The organism is Flavobacterium crassostreae, from assembly GCF_001831475.1.
Lineage (GTDB): Bacteria > Bacteroidota > Bacteroidia > Flavobacteriales > Flavobacteriaceae > Flavobacterium > Flavobacterium crassostreae.
In genome coordinates, this window is record NZ_CP017688.1 from 1,244,204 (window position 1) to 1,262,555 (window position 18,352).

Consider the following 18,352-nt stretch of genomic DNA (forward strand, 5'->3'; position numbering starts at 1 on the left):
TAAAGAAGGTAAATATGCTGATTACAATATTAAATATTCCGAATTATTGCTCTTCTTATTATTTGTACGGGTTGAGCCAAGAGTATACAATTCATTATGTATTGGATACTCGTTTTAAGAAATACAACAATACCCCGCTATTAATTTTTAGAGTAAATGATAAAATTGCGGTTATTGATAATAGAGATCCTATGGGGGTAATTCAAGAACTTTACGAACAATCGAGTGTGTATTTTGTTACAAACAAGCATAAAGAACTGGAGTCTTATAAACAGATTAATGTAAAGCCCCTCTTTCCACATTATCCAATTAATATTTTACCACTCTATACGAGACTTTTTGGATTGAATTTATTTCGTTTTTTTAAACCCAAAGAATTGGCTCGGGAAGTATATACACAATTTAGACGCCCATCGTTTAGAAATCATAAATATTCGGACACTAAAGATACTTTTGTTTTTTTTAGTGCAAATATTTGGAAAAAAGAACCAGTAACCAATGAAATTAGAGCGGCCTTTATTAAATATTGTAAGCAAGATATAAGATTGCACTTTAAAGGCGGATTTGTACCTAGGTCGGATGGAAATAATTATGGATACGATGCGGTTGTGAATACTGAAAAATATTCTGCAAAAACGTTTTCTAGATTAAGTTCCAAATCTCTTATAGGTTTCAACAATCCGGCAGTTTGCGATGCCGTTAGTTGGAGACTTGCAGAATATCTTAACTTTGGAGTTTTTGTTTTGTCTTTTCCTTTCAAAATTGATTTTCCAATCAATTTACATCCCATGCATAATATACATGTTGTATCTTCAACCCAAGAATATGAAACGGTGGTCAATAAAATTTTAGAACAAAAGACGTATCATGATACGATTGCGCGCAATGGCAAAAAGTATTTTGACGAATTTTGTACACCAAGAGCACAAGCTAAATATATTGTTGAATTGATTTGTAGCCAATGCAATTTTTAATTATCACGAGTGTTCCGCATATAAAAGAAGCGCATCAGTATTTTGCGTATGCACCCTATGTTCAGGAAATGAACCTTTGGGCAAAACAAGTAGACCAAATCCAGATTCTAGCTCCTTTGTCCAGTAAAAAAAGATCCGCAATAGATACCAACTACCAGCACCATTGCATTAAAATTCAGCCTGTTTATAGTTTTGATGTAACGACCATAAAATCGGCTATAAGAGCTTTTTTTTGTATTCCGATTAATTGTTTACGCCTATTTAGAGCCATGCAAAAAGCAGATCACATCCATTTGCGTTGTCCCGGAAATATTGGATTGTTGGGATGTATAATGCAGCTTTTTTTTCCGAATACGCCTAAAACGGCTAAATATGCCGCTAATTGGGATCCCAAAGCAAAGCAACCTTGGACCTATATGCTGCAGCAAAAAATACTTCAAAATACTTTTTGGACCAAAAACATGCAGGTTTTAATTTATGGCGCCTGGGATGGGCAAACCAACAATTGCAAATCCTTTTTTACGGCAAGTTATTTTGAAAACGAAAAGGAGGATTTAAAGATTAAAGATCTGAGATCTAAGGTGGGTTTTGTTTTTGTAGGAGCTTTGACAAAAGGAAAAAACCCTTTGTATGCCATCCAATTAGTCGCAGAAATGTTCTATAAAGGCTTTGATGTAAGCTTAGATTTATATGGCGAGGGCATAGAACGAAGTAATTTAGAAAACTATATTTTAGAAAATAAATTAGAGCCAATAATAACTCTAAAAGGAAATCAAAACAAAGCAACCTTAAAAAAAGCCTACCAACAAAGCCATTTTACACTGCTTCCTTCGCAAAGTGAAGGTTGGCCCAAGGCAATTGCCGAGGCTATGTTTTGGGGCTCTGTGCCTGTGGTTACTGCTGTTTCCTGCGTTACGGATATGTTAGATAACGAAAAAAGAGGGGAGTTGTTGGCCATGGATTGGAATCTAGATATTCTGAAACTAACGGCTGTTCTACAAAACAACATGGCCTATAAGATAAAGCAAAAAAAAGCTTTTGATTGGTCCCAGCAATACACGCTGGATTTTTTTGAAGCTGAAATAAAAAAAATACTATTTTAATGCGTATTGTACAAATCATAGACTCTCTAGAGGCGGGTGGAGCAGAGCGTATAGCAGTTCAGTATGCCAATGCGTTGTCGGACAAAATTGCTTTTTCAGGATTGGTGGTTACCCGAAAAGAAGGTCCTCTGCTAAAAACGATTGCAAAGAATTGCTCGTATTTGTTTTTAGCCAAAAAAAAGGCCATGGATTGGAAGGCAATTTTGAAATTACGAAACTATATACGCCACAACAAAGTAGCAATGGTACATGCGCACGGTACTTCTTTTTTTACGGCAGTTTTATTAAAAATAAGTTGTCCTTCTATAAAAATAATTTGGCACGAGCACTATGGTGCGCGCCAAGACCAATCTACACTAAATAATTTAAGAATAGTATTTTGTTCTTTATTTTTTAGGGCAATTTTTGTGGTAAACAAGCCCTTGGTTGGTTGGGTAAAACAAAAACTCTTTTGTAAAAAAGTGTTTTATATCCCTAATTTTGCTGTTTTAGATTTAGAGAAAACACCTTCAACCGTTTTAAAAGGAACCAAAGGCAAACGGATTGTGTGTGTAGCCAATCTCAAAGATCCCAAAAATCATTTGGCACTTCTGGTGGCTTTTGAGTCTTTAGAACTAAGTGCCTTAGGGTGGAGTTTGCATTTTGTTGGCAAAGATTACCAAGACAACTATTCGGATACACTAAAGGATTTTCTGGTGACCAATAATTTATCAGAATCGGTATTTTTGTATGGACTCAAAAAAGACATTTCGTCCATTTTGGCACAAGCCACAATAGGTGTTTTGGCATCCACCTCTGAGGGCTTTCCGGTTAGTTTGTTAGAGTATGGACTCATTGGATTGCCTACTTTATGTGCCAATGTAGGGGCTTGTTCGGAGATAATAAAAAACACTACAACCGGCTTGCTTTTTGACCCTAACAACACCGAAGATTTAAAAAACCAATTGCATAAAATTATTTCGGACGTCCGTTCCCGAAACCAATTTGGGGTATCTTTGCAACAACTAGTGCTTAAGGAATACAGTCCGGAGACGGTTTTAAAACAATTAATTGCTAGATACGAAGAGATACAAAATGACTAAGCAAGAAATTACCTATATCCAATTAGTACTTTTTCATGCAGGAATTGGTTTCCTGATTTTTCTATTTCCGTTTGTGTCCAAAATTTACGGCTATTCTATTTTTGTTTTCGGGCTTTACTATGTAATAAAAACCCACAACCGAAACAATGAAGTGCTATTAGTTGCTGCATATATTGTGGGCAGCGAAGTCTTTTTGCGCATGACAGGAGGAAATCCGTTGTATGAAATTTCTAAATACGGAGTGATTGCTTTTATGTTGCTAGGCATGCGCTATGCTGGGTTTTCAAAAGGGGCTTTCCCATACTGGATTTTTTTATTACTATTAATTCCGGGAGTGATTATGGCAACGTACTCTTTAAACTATGACTCCGATATTAGAAAAACCATTGCATTCAATATATCCGGTCCGGTATGTTTGGGGATCGCCTCTTTGTATACCTTTAGAAGAAACGTTACGTTTAAACAAATCAACAACATTCTTTTGAGCATTGGGCTTCCCATTGTATCGTGTATGGTGTATTTGACTTTTTATACTCCAAATGTTCAGGATGTAATCACCAGTACCCAATCTAATTTTGAAACCTCTGGCGGGTTTGGTCCCAACCAAGTAGCTACTTTTTTGGGTTTTGGAATGTTTGTGTTTTTTTCTCGAATGATTTTAGAATCTAAAACCAAACTCCTGGTTGCCATTAATCTCATTGTGGCACTAAATATGAGTTATCGTGGGATAGTCACTTTTTCTAGAGGAGGCATGATTACTGGTTTTTTGATGGTGGTTTTGTTGTTCTTTTTTTTGTATTACAAAACAAACAGCAACGGAAAACTAAAATTGAGTTTTTTAGCGCTTTTGTTAGCAGTAGCCACAATGGCTGTTTGGAGCTATACTTCTTTGCAAACCGATGGATTAATCAACAAACGTTATGCCAATCAAGATGCCGCAGGTAGAGCCAAAGAAAGCCAATTTACTGGAAGAGAAGATATCGCTCAAAATGAGTTGAATACTTTTTTAAAAAACCCACTATTTGGCGTAGGTGCTGGAGTTGCCGCAGAGCTCAGAGAAAAAGAAATCGGAATAAAAGTGCTCTCCCATGACGAAATTACCAGAATGTTGGCAGAGCATGGCTTGTTAGGTCTCCTTGGATTAGGAATTCTTTTTTTGACCCCGCTAATTTTATATTTTGAAAACAAGTTCAATCTCTATTTGTTTTGCTTTGTGGTGTTTTGGTTTTTGACCATCAACCATGCTGCCATGCGAACTGCAGTTCCTGCTTTTGTATATTCTTTATCCTTACTCCGGGTACAATTGGTGCCTTCTTTAAATAAGGATACCAGCTTAAAATAGCTTTTTAATAATTAGCGCATAAATTTAAATCCAAAACACTAAATTGCCACAAAAGTACCGTACCATAATGACCAAAAAGAAAATTTATTTTGAAATATCCGAAAGAAAAATGCTACTTCGTTTGATAGATGTTCTTGTAGTTTTAACTTCTTTATATAGCGTAGGTGTTTTTTTTGATCTAAAATATTTGACCGCCTCAGTGACTACCATTCCTTGGGTTGGCATGCTAATTATTTATATAAATGTATTTGGGGCCATTTTTGAGATGTATAATTTGCAAGTAGCCAGTAATGAGTTTCAGGTTTTAAAAAGTACTTTAATTACGGTTTCTACAGTAGTGGTAGTGTATTTATTGACACCAATTTTATCTCCTCTATTGCCAAACAACAGAGTGCAGATCGTGGCTTTTTATTTGGTCATTTTGATCGCATTATTTATATGGAGGCTTTTTTATGTCCGATTTTTGGCATCGGCACTTTTTTTTCAGAGAGCAATACTAATATGTGATAACGATCAGGTCGAAGAGTTAGTAGTTGGTTTAGAAAACATAGATCCGCATTATAAAATTGTAGGCTATGTAAGTGCCGACACTCCTGAAGAAATCGCTCTAAAGACCCATTATGTAGCCCACATCCAAAAAGAAGATTTATGCTCTTATGTAAGCCAAAATGCGGTATCCGAAATTGTAATAGGCGCCCGTAAAACCGAAGTTATCACCAATGAATTGTATTGGCAATTATTACAATTGCTAAAGTCAGGCAGTCTAATTAGAGAGTATACACAGGTCTATGAAAGCAAAACCCAGCGCATTCCGGTACAATTTGTAGACAAAGATTTTTATCGGTTTTTTCCTTTTAGCCGCAGCAATCAAAACAAATTATACCTCTCCATTGTTCGGGTGTTGGAGTTGGTTTGCTCCATTTTAGGGTTAGTACTTATGGGCATGCTTATTCCGTTAGTTTTGCTCGGAAATCTTTTGGGCAATAGAGGCAAATTGTTCTACACCCAAGAGCGCGTAGGCAAAGACGGCAAAGTGTTTAAGATAATAAAATTTAGAAGCATGATAAAAAATGCCGAAACAGGCAAAGCTGTTTTTGCAACCAGCAACGACAAAAGAGTAAATACATTTGGAAAATTTTTGAGAAAATCAAGAATTGATGAATTTCCGCAATTTATCAACATACTAAAAGGAGATATGGCTATAATTGGCCCGCGTCCGGAGCGTCCTTATTTTGTGGCAGAAATTGCAAAAAGAATGGCCTTTTATGAAACCAGACACATCATCAAACCAGGGCTTACTGGCTGGGCTCAAGTAAATTATAGCTACGGAGAGAGTATAGAGGATAGCTTGGTCAAACTGCAATATGATTTATATTATATCAAGCATCGGAGTTTTTATCTAGACTTAAATATTACCATAAAAACCATAACTACCATTGTTTTGTACCGAGGACAATAATTTTTTTAGAACCCTACTGTCGTTAAAATTAGATGCTAATTGGAGTTTTTTTGTAGTTCTGAAAAACCAATCTAATAAAAATAATGGCATTGGTAATAACCAAGGGCAAGACAATAACAAAATGTATTTTGTCTGCCACCAATGCCACATATACCAATAGGCAACATACGTTCGCTAAGGCAGCTTTATAAATATAAGAGCTATTTTTAGTAGTATAAAAATACCATAGTACAAATAATAATGGATTAAACAACAGTATGTTATAATTATATGCTAGCTCCTGGTGGTCTGAATAAAAACCTGCAAATACAAAAAACACGCCCAATAGAGCCATGATAAGCAAGTAGGCTTGGTTAATTATTTTGGAATTAATTAGAATAACAAAAATAAGAAAAGCAACATACGTATAGGCGTTATTCCACCACGAAACGGGGATTTGTTGCTCAAAATCCAATACAGTTGTAGTAGTACCCTTGATTAGGGACTGTTTTTGATAGGATAGTTGTTCTAAACTTTTTAATAATTCAAAAGGCAAAAACAACTGCGTTGCTAATCGGTCCACTTTTTCTCCAAAAATAATGCTTGTGCCTAACTTTTCGTAAAAATGATGCTCAAAATATGGGAACAAGATAGCTCGATAAGAAATTTCGGTATCGGTTTTCTTAACAATGGCTTTGGTTTTTAGTGTTTTATTGATAAGGTCTACCACCATAGAGGTGCAGTTCTTGTCTATAAATTTATAGGTATAATAGCTGTCTCCCGAAGACAAAGAATGGGTTAGGTTGTCTAGCAGCTCTTGTTTGAGCGGAACAGAAAGATTTAGTTCTTGTTCGTAGACGGCTCTTTTTTCGAGGGTATATTCGCTTATAAAAGTGTCGTAAGGATGGGTTACGGCAAAATATTGTAAGTCTCCTTTTATGAATTTTAGCACAAAATTAGGAGTATTAAAATCAAATGCACCATAGTTGTACACTACATCCATAAAATTTACGGGATCTTTGATACGTAGGGCTGTATGACCAAATAGAGAGTAAGAGGCATTGCCGGTTCCGCAGGTAATTACACTAACACGGGCTTGATCCGAAAGAAGCTGTTTTTGAGCAGATAATGGATTGATGCAGAGTATAAAAAAAAGTAGAAAGAGGGCTTTTTGTGCCATAGTGTTTTTCATCAGAATCTTTGTTTAGCAATAAAATCAATTTTTAAATAAGGACAAATCAACTTTTAGAGAAAATATATTAGAATAAATTGCTGCACTTTGATTGCCGAGATCCGTAAGAGCATAATCTATCTGAACTCCTTTGTATTTAAAACCGAGACCAATATTGGGCTGAAATTGGATTTTTTCGGAACGATCTAATTGTAATACATTTTGAAAATTACCAACACCAGCTCTAAGAAACACCAAATCGATATAGCCAAACTCAAAACCCAATGCAGGGTCGATACTTACTGCATTGGTTGCAACAATATCGTTTGTTCTTGTAAAGCGTAGGTTGGCATTGGCAGCGGCTAAGAGGCTGTAGTCATAATGAAATATAAATTTTTTAGACATTCCTATTTGTGCCTTTGGGATGGTGATTTCAGTACTCTCGGGTAGTTCCTGATTTTTGCCAGGGGCGGCGGCGGCTATTTTTTTGTATTCTTTCTCGTTTATATTCCAGACATTATAAGTAGTGGTAATATCCCGGAGCATCAATCCAAATTGCCATTGATTTTTTTCAAATTGCAAACCAACATCAAAACCAAACCCCCAAGAATCTGCAAAATCACCAATAATACGCCTAATTATTTTGGCATTAACGCCATACTGAAAACCAGCAACAGGTAGTTGTCTGGCGTAAGAAAACGTAAAACCATAATCTGCAGTAGAAAACAAACTAATTCTATTGTAATCAATGGTGCCTTGGCTGTCAATCAACTCTGTAGTATTTAAAATATCATCAACTCCAAAACGGATTAACGAAATACCATAAGCGCTTCTGTCATCAATAGTATTGGCATAAGCAATGTAGTCATATTGCGCAATGTTGGCAAAATAACTGGCATGCATCAAACTAACTTGTTCTTGCTCTAATCTGGTTAGTCCAGCAGGGTTCCAATAGCCAGAATTTACATCTGCAGTACTTGCCACTGCCGTATTGGCCATGGCTAGAGCTGAGGCATCCACACCGATATTCAAAAACTCATTAGAGTATTTCCTAATGCTTTGACTATACGTGAGTTTGCAGACCAAGAGCAACACAAAAAAAAGGTAGTTTTTCAATACAAACGTTTTTAGTGACCTAAAAGGAATTATTTAATATTTATCAAAAATATAATTTTTTACTGAGCTTAGGAGCTGCTTTTGTAAATAAATAGAAAACAATCAAAATGTGTTGACAATCTCTGCCAAAAATGAAGGCTCTCTTTAAGTTATTGTATTAAATTTGCTACACCACTTTTTAAACAACAAATAAATGAAAATTAAAAAACACCTTCCTAATCTCATTACGCTACTTAATTTATTGTCGGGCTGTATTGCGCTTGTTTATGCTACCAACGCAGATTTTGTAGCTGCTTTTTATTTTGTTTGTTTGGGGATTTTTCTGGATTTTTTTGATGGGTTTTTTGCTCGGTTGTTTGGGGTTTCTAGCCCATTAGGGTTGCAATTGGATTCGTTAGCAGATATGGTAACTAGTGGAGTGGTGCCAGGTTTTGTTATGTTTTTGATGATGAAAAGCAGCCAGCATGAGTTGGGGATGCATCCAGCTTGGGCTTATTTAGGCTTTATAATTACTTTGGGATCCTGCTATAGGCTGGCCAATTTTAATATAGACACACGCCAGACAGACTCCTTTATTGGTTTGCCAACACCAGCCAACACACTTTTTATACTAAGCTTGCCATTAATAATTCAATACCAAGACTCTTTATTGGTTCTAGAATTACTTACCAACCAATGGGTTTTACTGTTTATTACGCTATGTAGTGCTTTTATTTTAAATGCCGAAATCCCTTTGTTTTCTCTTAAAATTAAAAAGTTTAATCTAAAAGACAATGTTTTGCAACTACTATTCGTGTTGTTGTCTTTGTTGCTTTTAGTGGTGTTTAATTATTTAGGAGTGGCGCTTGTAATTGTATTTTATGTGCTTGTGTCTGTTGTAAATAATAAGTGGTCCAAAAAAGGAATCTCTTAATGAAAAGAAAGCCTGTTAGAAGAAAATCACCAGCAAAAAACACTAAAAAAAACGGTTTTTTGGGAAGAAAAATCTTTTCGTTTATGGTAGTATTTGCCATAACAATATTGTTGATGGTCGGTATATACCACTATAGAGAAGGACTTAAATACTATCTTGGTTTTAAATCTCGTGCTGCTTCAAAAGAACAAATAGAAGACAAGCGCCTTTCCGATGTGCGTAACTTTCAGGTGCTGAGCAAGCACCAAAATAACGCCATTGGTATTGATGTTTCAGAATACCAAGGGACTATTTCTTGGGATGCCATTGGTGCCTTGGAACAAAAATACCCCATACACTTTGTCTTTATTCGTGCCACTGTAGGCAAAGATAGATTGGATCGAAAATTTAAAGATAATTGGCTTGGCGCCAAAGAAAATAAGATAATCTGTGGAGCTTATCATTATTACAGGCCCAACGAAAACTCGTTAGAACAAGCGGCGCTTTTTATACAAACAGTGCAATTAAACCAAGGAGATTTGCCTCCGGTACTGGATATAGAACAACTCCCAAAAGAGCAGTCGGTTGCTAGATTAAAGATAGGACTTCGGCGTTGGTTGCAAGCCATAGAAGCACATTATAAAGTAAAACCAATTATTTATACTGGCGAGAAATATTACGAGGATTTTTTGAAAGAAGAATTTGGGGACTATCTTTTTTGGATAGCCAACTATAATTTTTATAGAGAAAAAATCCAAGAAGATTGGCTCTTTTGGCAATTTACCGAAAAAGCAAGTCTTCCGGGTATTACCGGTAGCGTGGATGTTAATATATACAACGGAGATTTACAACAACTACAGTTTATCACCATAGAGTAGCTAGATAGAATAAAGCAGTAGCATAACGGCTATTTTAAGTAAGCAAGAACAAAATGCACAATCAGAAGGATACCAATTAAAAAACCAATAGATTTAGGGTTGGCAAAATTAACCGTCCATCCAGTCCAGGAGGTTCTTTTGGGCGGAAAAATCCTGGGATCTTCTTTGTTATAATATAAGAAACCCAAAATCCAGTTTTTTGGATCTTGGTGCCATTTTTTTAAGGTTACTTTGGAAGGTTTTTCGGATTTCATTATTTTTATTTTTAAAATTCAATTTTCTTTTTGCGTAACTCAAAGTTTTGCCCTAGGTACACTCTTCGTACCATTTCATCTTCTACTAATTCTTCAGGGACTCCTGCCTTCAAGATGCCTCCTTCAAACATTAAGTAGGTTTTGTCTGTGATAGCTAAGGTTTCTTGTACGTTGTGATCGGTAATCAAGATGCCAATATTTTTGTTTTTTAGTTGGGCTACAATTCTTTGGATATCTTCTACAGCCACAGGGTCTACGCCTGCAAAAGGCTCATCTAATAAAATAAATTTAGGATCTGTAGCCAAACAACGAGCAATTTCGGTACGGCGGCGTTCTCCACCAGAGAGCAAATCGCCTCGATTGGTACGGATGTGTTCTAGACTAAACTCTGCAATTAGGCTTTCCATTTTGGCTATCTGTGCTTCTTTGGAGAGCTTGGTTAATTGCAATACGCTCAAAATATTGTCTTCAATACTTAGTTTTCTAAAAACCGAAGCCTCTTGGGCTAAATACCCAATACCTTGTTGGGCTCTTTTGTACATCGGATAATCTGTGATGTTTAAATCATCTAGATAAATATTGCCTGAGTTGGGTTTTACTAATCCCACAATCATATAAAAAGAGGTTGTTTTTCCGGCACCATTAGGCCCTAAAAGACCTACAATTTCTCCTTGGTTTACCTCCACAGAAATTCCTTTTACAACACTTCGTCCTTTGTATGTTTTGACTAAATTCTCCGCTCTTAAAATCATATATTTTGTTTAAAATGTTGTGCGGTAAGTTGTCTGCTTCATTGTTTTTTTTGTAAATTAACAAATAAAGCGGGTAACAATCTTTACGGTTAACAATTATTTAGTTTCCTCTAGTGCTTCCCAGAATTCATAGGCTCTCCGTAAATGAGGCACTACAATGGTTCCGCCCACTAGGGTAGCAATACCCATGGCTTCCATCATTTCTTCTTTGGTCACGCCTTGTTTGTGGCTGGTTTCAAGATGGTATTTTACGCAATCATCACAACGCAATACTGCCGAGGCAACCAGTCCTAATAACTCTTTTGTTTTGACATCTAGCGCTCCAGCAGCATACGCGTTGGTGTCTAGATTAAAAATTCGTTTTACTATTTTGTTGTTGTCTGCTAATAATTTTTCGTTCATTTTAGAACGGTAATCATTAAATTCTTCAATTACATTGGCCATTTTTTATTCTTTTATTTTTTTAGAAACAAATGCGGAAATAAAAATACTTGCTTCAAAGATTAATAACATAGGGATTGCCACAATGGTTTGGCTTACTACATCTGGTGGCGTAACAATGGCCGCAATGATGAGTACCAATACAATGGCATATTTTCGATTTTTTCTTAAAAAGGAAGGAGTGACCAAGCCTAATTTGGTCAAAAAATAAATAATTATAGGCAATTCAAAAAACAGTCCGCTTGCTAAAACAGAGGTTTTTACCATGCCAATATAGGAGTTTAATGTAAATTGGTTCAATACCACAGGGCTGACCGTGAAGGTGGCTACAAAGTTAACAGACATCGGAATCACAATAAAATACCCAAAAAGCACTCCCAAAAAGAACAGTAAGGAAGAGAAAAAGATAAATACCTTGGCGTTTTTCTTTTCGTTGGCATACAGAGCAGGGCTAATAAATTTCCAAACCTCCCAAAGAATATAAGGAAATGCTAAAATAAATCCAGCCAAAACACAAATCCAAATAAACACGTTTACTTGGCCTTCCATTTCTGTGTTTTGAATAATAAACGGCATCTCTGTGATGCAAATGCTATCTGCAAAACCTAAGGAATGCGATAATTCGCAAAAATAAACATAGGTGAAAAAAGTGGCTCTGGTTGGGCCAAAAATAATGGTATCAAATAAATAATCACTTATAAAATAAGTAACAAAAGCCATGATTAAAATGGCAACCGTGCTTCTAACTAACAGCCATCTCAAATCTTCTAGATGGTCTAAAAACGACATTTCGTTTTGGTTTTTCTTTGCCATTATACTATTCCTTCTTTTAAAATATCATGTAAATGCAAAACACCTTTGTATTGGGTGTCTTCAACAACAATTAATTGGGTGATTGAAAAATCTTCTAAAATATTTAAGGCATCCACAACCATGGCATTAGATGCAATTAATTTCGGGTTTTTGGTCATGATATCTTTGGCCGATAAATCGGTAAAATGGTCTCTTTCGTTTAACATTCTGCGGATATCTCCGTCGGTGATTATGCCCAGTACTTTTTGGTTTTCTACCACTGCCGTTACACCTAATCTTTTTTCAGAAATTTCAAAAATAACTTGTTTTATGGACGCATCTGGCGTAACCATAGGTTTCAAGGTTGGATCCAATAGATCTGTAACGCGCAATAATAATTTTTTGCCTAGAGCGCCTCCAGGATGGTAAACCGCAAAATCTTCGGGTTTAAAATCGCGCATTTCCATAAGGCAAACCCCTAGAGCATCTCCCATCACCAGCTGTGCTGTAGTGCTATTGGTAGGAGCAAGATTGATGGGGCAGGCTTCGGCATCTACGGTAGTGTTTAGTATAAAATCGGCACCTTTGGCCAAAAACGATGTCATGTTGCCAGTGATGGCAATCAAGGTGTTGCCAAAACGTTTTAATAGCGGAACCAGTACTTTGATCTCGGGGCTGTTTCCGCTTTTAGAAATACAAATAATAACGTCTTCTTTTTGCACCATTCCTAAATCGCCATGAATGGCCTCGGCAGCGTGCAAAAACAAAGATGGCGTGCCAGTGGAGTTAAATGTGGCTACCATTTTTTGTGCAATAATGGCGCTTTTTCCAATTCCGGTGACTACCAATCTGCCTTTAGAATGGAAGATTGCTTGCACGGCATTGAAAAAATTTTCGTCTAAAAGAGTTGTTAGTTTGGTAATAGACTCAGCTTCAGATAGTATGGTTTTTCTGGCAATACCTAATATTTTTTCGTTTGATATCAAAACAGAGTGTTTAAAATTTGTAAGTGTAAAAGAAATGTGTATCTTTAGTAATGCAAATTTATACAAAATACCATACAATAAAGAATGAATCCAAACGAAATTAATATCCACCAGGAATTAAAGAAATTTTTTGGCTTTAGCCAATTTAAAGGACTGCAAGAAGACGTGATAAAAAGTTTGCTTAATAAACAAAACACCTTTGTTATTATGCCAACTGGAGGCGGAAAATCCCTATGTTATCAGTTGCCCGCTTTGATACAAGAGGGTACTGCAATTGTGGTTTCTCCGTTGATTGCCTTGATGAAGAACCAAGTGGATGCCATCCGAAGTTTATCTTCTGAAGCAGGTGTCGCCCATGTTTTAAACTCGTCTTTAAATAAGGCAGAGATTACTCAGGTAAAAAAAGACATTACCTCTGGATTGACCAAGTTGCTTTATGTGGCTCCAGAGTCTTTAACCAAAGAAGAAAACGTAAATTTTTTAAAAAGCGTTTCTATTTCTTTTGTTGCCATTGATGAGGCACATTGTATCTCCGAGTGGGGGCACGATTTTAGACCAGAATACCGCAATCTTAAAAGCATTATAAAGCAATTAGGAGATGTGCCTATTATTGGACTAACCGCGACCGCCACCCCAAAAGTGCAAGAAGATATTCTGAAAAACTTAGACATGTGTGGGGCCAAAACCTTTAAGGCATCCTTCAATAGACCCAATTTATATTATGAGGTGCGCACCAAGACCAAAAATGTAGAATCCGATATCATACGTTTTATAAGGCAACACAAAGGCAAGTCGGGTATTATATATTGTCTTAGTCGCAAAAAAGTAGAAGCCATCGCAGAGGTGTTGCAGGTTAACGGAATTAGCGCAGTGCCGTATCATGCGGGTTTAGATGCCAAAACAAGAGCAAAACATCAAGACATGTTTTTGATGGAAGATGTAGATGTAGTGGTAGCAACAATAGCCTTTGGGATGGGGATTGATAAACCAGATGTACGGTTTGTAATACACCACGATATTCCAAAATCGTTAGAAAGCTACTACCAAGAAACCGGCCGAGCGGGTCGTGATGGAGGCGAAGGACATTGTTTGGCCTATTACTCCTACAAAGATGTAGAAAAACTAGAAAAATTTATGTCCGGCAAGCCAGTAGCCGAGCAAGAAATAGGCTTTGCTTTATTGCAAGAAGTAGTGGCTTATGCCGAAACCTCTATGTCAAGAAGAAAGTTTTTATTGCATTATTTTGGCGAAGAATTTGATAGCCAAACCGGTGAAGGCGCCACCATGGACGACAATGTTAGTAATCCAAAAACTAAAATTGAAGCCCAAGAACAAGTTCTAAAACTCTTAGAAGTAGTACGAGATACTAAGCACCTATACAAATCCAAAGAAATTGTTTTTACCTTAATAGGAAGAGTAAATGCCGTTATAAAAGCACACCGTACAGATATACAACCCTTTTTTGGGTCTGGAGTTTCTTTTGACGAAAAATATTGGATGGCACTCCTACGACAAGTATTGGTTGCAGGCTACCTTACCAAAGATATTGAAACCTATGGTATTGTTAAAATTACAGACAAAGGACTGGATTTTATTAAAAAACCCACTTCGTTCTTAATGTCCGAAGACCACCAATATAACGAAACAGTAGACGAAGCCATTGTTACTGCATCCAAGATTACACTAGCCATTGATGCCGTTTTGATGACCATGCTAAAAGAGTTGCGCAAAAAAGTAGCCAAAAAAATTGGAGTACCGCCATTTGTAGTTTTTCAGGACCCTTCACTAGAAGATATGGCTCTAAAATATCCAATTTCATTGAGTGAATTAATCAATATACACGGAGTTGGAGAAGGTAAGGCCAAAAAATACGGCACCGAGTTTGTCACATTGATCCATAAATATGTTCAAGAAAACGACATCCTTCGGCCAGATGATTTGGTGGTAAAATCTACAGGAACAAATTCTGTAAACAAACTCTACATCATTCAGAATATTGACCGAAAATTATCCCTAGAGGATATCGCTAAAGCAAAAGGGTTAACCATGGATTTGTTGATCAAAGAGATGGAACAAATAGTATACTCAGGCACCAAGCTAAATATTAAATATTGGATTGATGAAATGCTAGATGAAGACCAACAAGAGGAGATATACGATTATTTTATGGAGTCAGAATCAGATAAAATAGAAGAAGCTCTAAAAGAATTTGAAGGAGATTATGATATTGACGAACTGCGATTAATGCGAATAAAATTTATAAGCGAAGTAGCTAATTAATCCGTTGGTTTTGAACTGTATAAATAGCAATAAGGTCTTAAAGAAATAGCTTTAAGACCTTATTGCTATTTTTGTTCTACATAAATTTCTGCCCGATGGGGTTTCAATGCGTCTCTAACCTGGATCAGATGCTCGTCTGTAACCACCATAAAAGCAACGGCATGCATAGCGCTACGGATTTCAAAACCAGTAATATGTAAAGGTAGTTTTTCAAGAGCAATATATTCTTTGAGGTGGATTTCGTGGTGTTCTGCTGTTTTTGCGCCAGCGGGACCTTTAAAATCCCAAATCATTTTTATTTTTCTAGACATTATATTTAAGCTATAAGAGTTTGGAACCAGTAAAGGTACCGTTCTATTTTTAAAAACGACTTTAGATTAAACAATAAATTCCGGTTCAAAACACTATTTTTGCAGTTGTTTTGTTTTTAAATATACTCCAAAACACGATTGCATTTTTAAAAAAAAAGATACCATGCCCCAAGAACTCCTTTTACAAGTTACTCCAGAGATTGCCGCAAACCAAGAGCAACTTAAAAACCATATATCCAAACAAATCCAGGTTTCGGCAAATGCGATACAGCAAGTGGTGGTTTTAAAACGTTCTGTTGACGCACGTCAAAAGGCAATTAAAATCAATTTAAAAGTAGCGGTTTATTTAAAAGGAGATTTTTTTGAAGCAACCAAATTCCAACTGCCAGATTATCCAAATGTAGCAACAGCACAAGAGGTGGTTGTTGTAGGAGCCGGACCTGCAGGGCTTTTTGCAGCGTTGCAATTAATTGAATTGGGTTTAAAACCCATTGTGTTGGAGCGAGGCAAAGAAGTACGCGGCCGAAGAAGAGATTTAAAAGCAATCAATGTAGACCATATAGTCCATGAGGATTCTAATTACTGTTTTGGTGAAGGAGGCGCAGGAACCTATTCGGACGGCAAGCTGTATACACGATCCAAAAAACGAGGAGATGTAACCAGAATATTAGAATTATTAGTAGCCTACGGAGCCACGCCAGATATTTTGGTAGAGGCGCATCCACATATTGGAACCAATAAATTGCCTCAAATTATCCAAGACATTCGTCAAAAAATACTTGCATGTGGTGGACAGGTTTTGTTTGAAACTCGGGTAACGGATATTTTAATCAAAAACAACGAAGTACAAGGCGTTGTAACACATCAAGGCGATACCATTTTGGCCAACAAGATGATTTTAGCAACAGGGCATTCGGCTCGGGATATATATCAATTATTAGATACCAAAAAAATATTTATAGAAGCAAAACCTTTTGCCTTGGGCGTACGAGCAGAGCATTCACAAGCTTTGATAGATCAAATACAATACAGTTGTGATTATCGGGGAGAGTTGTTGCCGCCAGCACCCTATAGTATTGTAAAACAAGTAGGCGGTAGAGGGATGTATTCTTTTTGTATGTGTCCTGGTGGAGTGATTGCTCCCTGTGCTACCAGCCCAGGAGAGGTGGTTACTAATGGCTGGTCTCCCTCCAAGCGGGACCAACCAACGGCCAATTCTGGGATTGTGATTGAACTAAGACTAGAAGATTTTAAGCCATTTGCAAAATTTGGAGCCCTAGCAGGGATGGAGTTTCAAAAAAGCATAGAACAAAAAGCGTGGCAGCTTGCAGGAGAGAGCCAAAGAGTGCCAGCACAACGCATGATAGATTTTACACAAGGCAAAGTATCGTCTAGTATTCCTAAAACTTCATACGTTCCAGGAACCACTTCCGTAGAAATGGGACAGGTTTTTCCGGGTTTTTTGACCCAAATATTGCGAGAAGGTTTTTCTGAGTTTGGTAAATCCATGAAAGGATACCTTACAAACGAAGCTATATTGCATGCGCCAGAATCCAGAACTTCCTCTCCTGTGCGCATTCCTAGAGATCCAATTTCTTACGAGCATCTTCAAATAAAAGGATTGTATCCTTGTGGAGAAGGTGCAGGATATGCAGGTGGTATAATATCTGCAGCCATTGATGGCGAAAAATGTGCTTTAATGGTTGGGGAGTGCTTGCGCCAAAAAAACATGCAATAGTAAAACCAATTTGGTTATTTAAGATTAGAATGCTTTTATAAAGGCAGTGTAAATTTATATAATAATATAAGGAGTACAAAAAAGCAGTGTAGCATACCTGTTTAAAAAAAATATTTATTGTAAAAACAACAGGGTTTAACAATTCGAAACAGAACGTTAAAGCCTCCATTTATTCTAGATCTTTTTTGTATTTTTGTTTGGCTAAAATTAATTATGACACAAGAAAACGTAATACTGGTAAACACAAAGGATGAGCAAATAGGAATAATGCCTAAGTTAGAAGCCCACGAAAAAGGAGTCTTGCATAGAGCATTTTCGGTATTTATTTTAAACAAGAACAATGAGATAATGTTGCAGCAACGTGCGCATCACAAGTACCATTCGCCGTTGTTATGGACCAATACCTGTTGTAGCCACCAGAGAGAAAACGAGACCAATATCCAAGCTGGCAAGAGGCGTCTTTATGAAGAAATGGGTTTTAGAGCAGATTTAAAAGAATTGTTTCATTTTATATACAAAGCCCCTTTTGATAATGGTTTGACCGAGCATGAGTTAGACCATGTGATGTTAGGGTATTATGATGAAGAACCCGTGATTAATCCCGACGAAGTTGAAGCTTGGAAATGGATGGGTATTGAGTCTGTTCAAGAGGACATTCAAAAAAATCCAGAACAGTACACCGTGTGGTTCAAAATTATATTTGATCAATTTTACCATTACTTAGAAGATCATAAGCTGTAATGTGAGTTTAGAGCAAGTAAAGCAAACCAAATAGTTTTTTTTAATTTTTTTTAAAAAGAAA

18 protein-coding genes are annotated in these 18,352 nt (G+C 36.6%); 10 read left to right on the forward strand and 8 right to left on the reverse strand.

The genetic code is table 11. The annotated features are described in order from the left end of the window. The first annotated feature begins 14 nt into the window (after nt 1-14). From LB076_RS05595 to LB076_RS05615, 5 genes are all read left to right on the forward strand, one after another. Entirely contained in the window at nt 15-974 is a 960-nt protein-coding gene (locus LB076_RS05595; RefSeq protein WP_066333919.1) for a hypothetical protein, read from the forward strand. Continuing rightward, nucleotides 962-2,077: a glycosyltransferase gene (locus tag LB076_RS05600; RefSeq protein WP_066333916.1), complete on the forward strand. Its 1,116-nt coding sequence runs from the start codon at nt 962-964 to the stop codon at nt 2,075-2,077. The genes LB076_RS05595 and LB076_RS05600 overlap by 13 nt, the downstream gene beginning before the upstream one ends. Then, nucleotides 2,077-3,159 (forward strand): glycosyltransferase, encoded by a 1,083-nt coding sequence (locus tag LB076_RS05605; protein WP_066333913.1) that lies wholly within the window; start codon nt 2,077-2,079, stop codon nt 3,157-3,159. The genes LB076_RS05600 and LB076_RS05605 overlap by 1 nt, the downstream gene beginning before the upstream one ends. Then, the gene (locus LB076_RS05610; protein ID WP_066333911.1) at nt 3,152-4,501 is read left to right on the forward strand and encodes an O-antigen ligase family protein; all 1,350 of its coding nucleotides are present in this window, start codon (nt 3,152-3,154) and stop codon (nt 4,499-4,501) included. The genes LB076_RS05605 and LB076_RS05610 overlap by 8 nt, the downstream gene beginning before the upstream one ends. Nucleotides 4,502-4,565: 64 nt before the next feature. Further along, nucleotides 4,566-5,960, forward strand: a complete 1,395-nt coding sequence (locus tag LB076_RS05615) for an exopolysaccharide biosynthesis polyprenyl glycosylphosphotransferase (RefSeq protein WP_066334236.1) — start codon at nt 4,566-4,568, stop codon at nt 5,958-5,960. Between the two features lie 28 nt (nt 5,961-5,988). On the opposite strand, the gene LB076_RS05620 is transcribed toward LB076_RS05615, so the two are convergent. After that, the gene (locus LB076_RS05620) at nt 5,989-7,131 is read right to left on the reverse strand and encodes a lipoprotein N-acyltransferase Lnb domain-containing protein (protein ID WP_066333903.1); all 1,143 of its coding nucleotides are present in this window, start codon (nt 7,129-7,131) and stop codon (nt 5,989-5,991) included. Nucleotides 7,132-7,155: 24 nt separating this feature from the next. Continuing rightward, nucleotides 7,156-8,226, reverse strand: coding sequence for a putative type IX sorting system protein PorV2 (locus LB076_RS05625; protein ID WP_486599207.1), 1,071 nt, complete (start codon nt 8,224-8,226; stop codon nt 7,156-7,158). 193 nt (nt 8,227-8,419) lie between these two features. Here LB076_RS05625 and LB076_RS05630 point away from each other — a divergent pair, with 193 nt between their 5' ends. After that, on the forward strand, nt 8,420-9,139 hold the full coding sequence (locus LB076_RS05630; RefSeq protein WP_066333899.1) for a CDP-alcohol phosphatidyltransferase family protein: 720 nt from the start codon (nt 8,420-8,422) through the stop codon (nt 9,137-9,139). After that, nucleotides 9,139-9,996: a glycoside hydrolase family 25 protein gene (locus LB076_RS05635; RefSeq protein ID WP_066333897.1), complete on the forward strand. Its 858-nt coding sequence runs from the start codon at nt 9,139-9,141 to the stop codon at nt 9,994-9,996. The genes LB076_RS05630 and LB076_RS05635 overlap by 1 nt, the downstream gene beginning before the upstream one ends. A 29-nt stretch (nt 9,997-10,025) precedes the next feature. On the opposite strand, the gene LB076_RS05640 is transcribed toward LB076_RS05635, so the two are convergent. The 5 genes from LB076_RS05640 to LB076_RS05660 form a co-directional block, all read right to left on the reverse strand. Then, the gene (locus LB076_RS05640) at nt 10,026-10,250 is read right to left on the reverse strand and encodes a DUF5808 domain-containing protein (RefSeq protein ID WP_066333894.1); all 225 of its coding nucleotides are present in this window, start codon (nt 10,248-10,250) and stop codon (nt 10,026-10,028) included. Nucleotides 10,251-10,261: 11 nt separating this feature from the next. Beyond that, complete coding sequence (lptB, locus tag LB076_RS05645) at nt 10,262-11,002, reverse strand: LPS export ABC transporter ATP-binding protein (RefSeq protein WP_066333891.1); 741 nt, start codon at nt 11,000-11,002, stop codon at nt 10,262-10,264. 96 nt (nt 11,003-11,098) lie between these two features. After that, nucleotides 11,099-11,446 carry a carboxymuconolactone decarboxylase family protein gene (locus tag LB076_RS05650; RefSeq protein WP_066333890.1) on the reverse strand — a complete coding sequence of 116 codons (348 nt, stop codon included), beginning with the start codon at nt 11,444-11,446 and terminating at the stop codon, nt 11,099-11,101. Between the two features lie 3 nt (nt 11,447-11,449). Further along, entirely contained in the window at nt 11,450-12,256 is an 807-nt protein-coding gene (gene tatC / locus LB076_RS05655) for a twin-arginine translocase subunit TatC (RefSeq protein ID WP_066333888.1), read from the reverse strand. Further along, the gene (locus LB076_RS05660; protein WP_066334233.1) at nt 12,256-13,221 is read right to left on the reverse strand and encodes a KpsF/GutQ family sugar-phosphate isomerase; all 966 of its coding nucleotides are present in this window, start codon (nt 13,219-13,221) and stop codon (nt 12,256-12,258) included. The genes tatC and LB076_RS05660 overlap by 1 nt, the downstream gene beginning before the upstream one ends. A gap of 84 nt (nt 13,222-13,305) precedes the next feature. On the opposite strand from LB076_RS05660, the gene LB076_RS05665 reads away from it, so the two are divergent. Next, nucleotides 13,306-15,501: an ATP-dependent DNA helicase RecQ gene (locus tag LB076_RS05665; RefSeq protein ID WP_066333886.1), complete on the forward strand. Its 2,196-nt coding sequence runs from the start codon at nt 13,306-13,308 to the stop codon at nt 15,499-15,501. A gap of 65 nt (nt 15,502-15,566) precedes the next feature. Here LB076_RS05665 and LB076_RS05670 read toward each other — a convergent pair whose 3' ends face one another. Continuing rightward, nucleotides 15,567-15,812 carry a hypothetical protein gene (locus LB076_RS05670; RefSeq protein ID WP_066333882.1) on the reverse strand — a complete coding sequence of 82 codons (246 nt, stop codon included), beginning with the start codon at nt 15,810-15,812 and terminating at the stop codon, nt 15,567-15,569. Nucleotides 15,813-15,975: 163 nt separating this feature from the next. Here LB076_RS05670 and LB076_RS05675 point away from each other — a divergent pair, with 163 nt between their 5' ends. Both LB076_RS05675 and idi read left to right on the forward strand, forming a co-directional pair. Further along, the gene (locus LB076_RS05675; RefSeq protein WP_066333880.1) at nt 15,976-17,550 is read left to right on the forward strand and encodes an NAD(P)/FAD-dependent oxidoreductase; all 1,575 of its coding nucleotides are present in this window, start codon (nt 15,976-15,978) and stop codon (nt 17,548-17,550) included. Between the two features lie 213 nt (nt 17,551-17,763). Further along, nucleotides 17,764-18,291, forward strand: coding sequence for an isopentenyl-diphosphate Delta-isomerase (gene idi / locus LB076_RS05680; protein ID WP_066333878.1), 528 nt, complete (start codon nt 17,764-17,766; stop codon nt 18,289-18,291). Nucleotides 18,292-18,352: the final 61 nt, after the last annotated feature.

Bases quoted from the DNA above. Each gene is read 5' to 3' on its own strand.
- LB076_RS05675 (WP_066333880.1), top strand. From the start codon at position 15,976: ATGCCCCAAGAACTCCTTTTACAAGTTACTCCAGAGATTGCCGCAAAC.
- lptB (WP_066333891.1), bottom strand. From the start codon at position 11,002: ATGATTTTAAGAGCGGAGAATTTAGTCAAAACATACAAAGGACGAAGT.
- LB076_RS05670 (WP_066333882.1), bottom strand. From the start codon at position 15,812: ATGTCTAGAAAAATAAAAATGATTTGGGATTTTAAAGGTCCCGCTGGC.
- LB076_RS05665 (WP_066333886.1), top strand. From the start codon at position 13,306: ATGAATCCAAACGAAATTAATATCCACCAGGAATTAAAGAAATTTTTT.
- LB076_RS05635 (WP_066333897.1), top strand. From the start codon at position 9,139: ATGAAAAGAAAGCCTGTTAGAAGAAAATCACCAGCAAAAAACACTAAA.
- LB076_RS05610 (WP_066333911.1), top strand. From the start codon at position 3,152: ATGACTAAGCAAGAAATTACCTATATCCAATTAGTACTTTTTCATGCA.
- LB076_RS05620 (WP_066333903.1), bottom strand. From the start codon at position 7,131: ATGAAAAACACTATGGCACAAAAAGCCCTCTTTCTACTTTTTTTTATA.
- LB076_RS05595 (WP_066333919.1), top strand. From the start codon at position 15: ATGCTGATTACAATATTAAATATTCCGAATTATTGCTCTTCTTATTAT.
- LB076_RS05630 (WP_066333899.1), top strand. From the start codon at position 8,420: ATGAAAATTAAAAAACACCTTCCTAATCTCATTACGCTACTTAATTTA.
- idi (WP_066333878.1), top strand. From the start codon at position 17,764: ATGACACAAGAAAACGTAATACTGGTAAACACAAAGGATGAGCAAATA.
- LB076_RS05650 (WP_066333890.1), bottom strand. From the start codon at position 11,446: ATGGCCAATGTAATTGAAGAATTTAATGATTACCGTTCTAAAATGAAC.
- tatC (WP_066333888.1), bottom strand. From the start codon at position 12,256: ATGGCAAAGAAAAACCAAAACGAAATGTCGTTTTTAGACCATCTAGAA.
- LB076_RS05640 (WP_066333894.1), bottom strand. From the start codon at position 10,250: ATGAAATCCGAAAAACCTTCCAAAGTAACCTTAAAAAAATGGCACCAA.
- LB076_RS05605 (WP_066333913.1), top strand. From the start codon at position 2,077: ATGCGTATTGTACAAATCATAGACTCTCTAGAGGCGGGTGGAGCAGAG.
- LB076_RS05600 (WP_066333916.1), top strand. From the start codon at position 962: ATGCAATTTTTAATTATCACGAGTGTTCCGCATATAAAAGAAGCGCAT.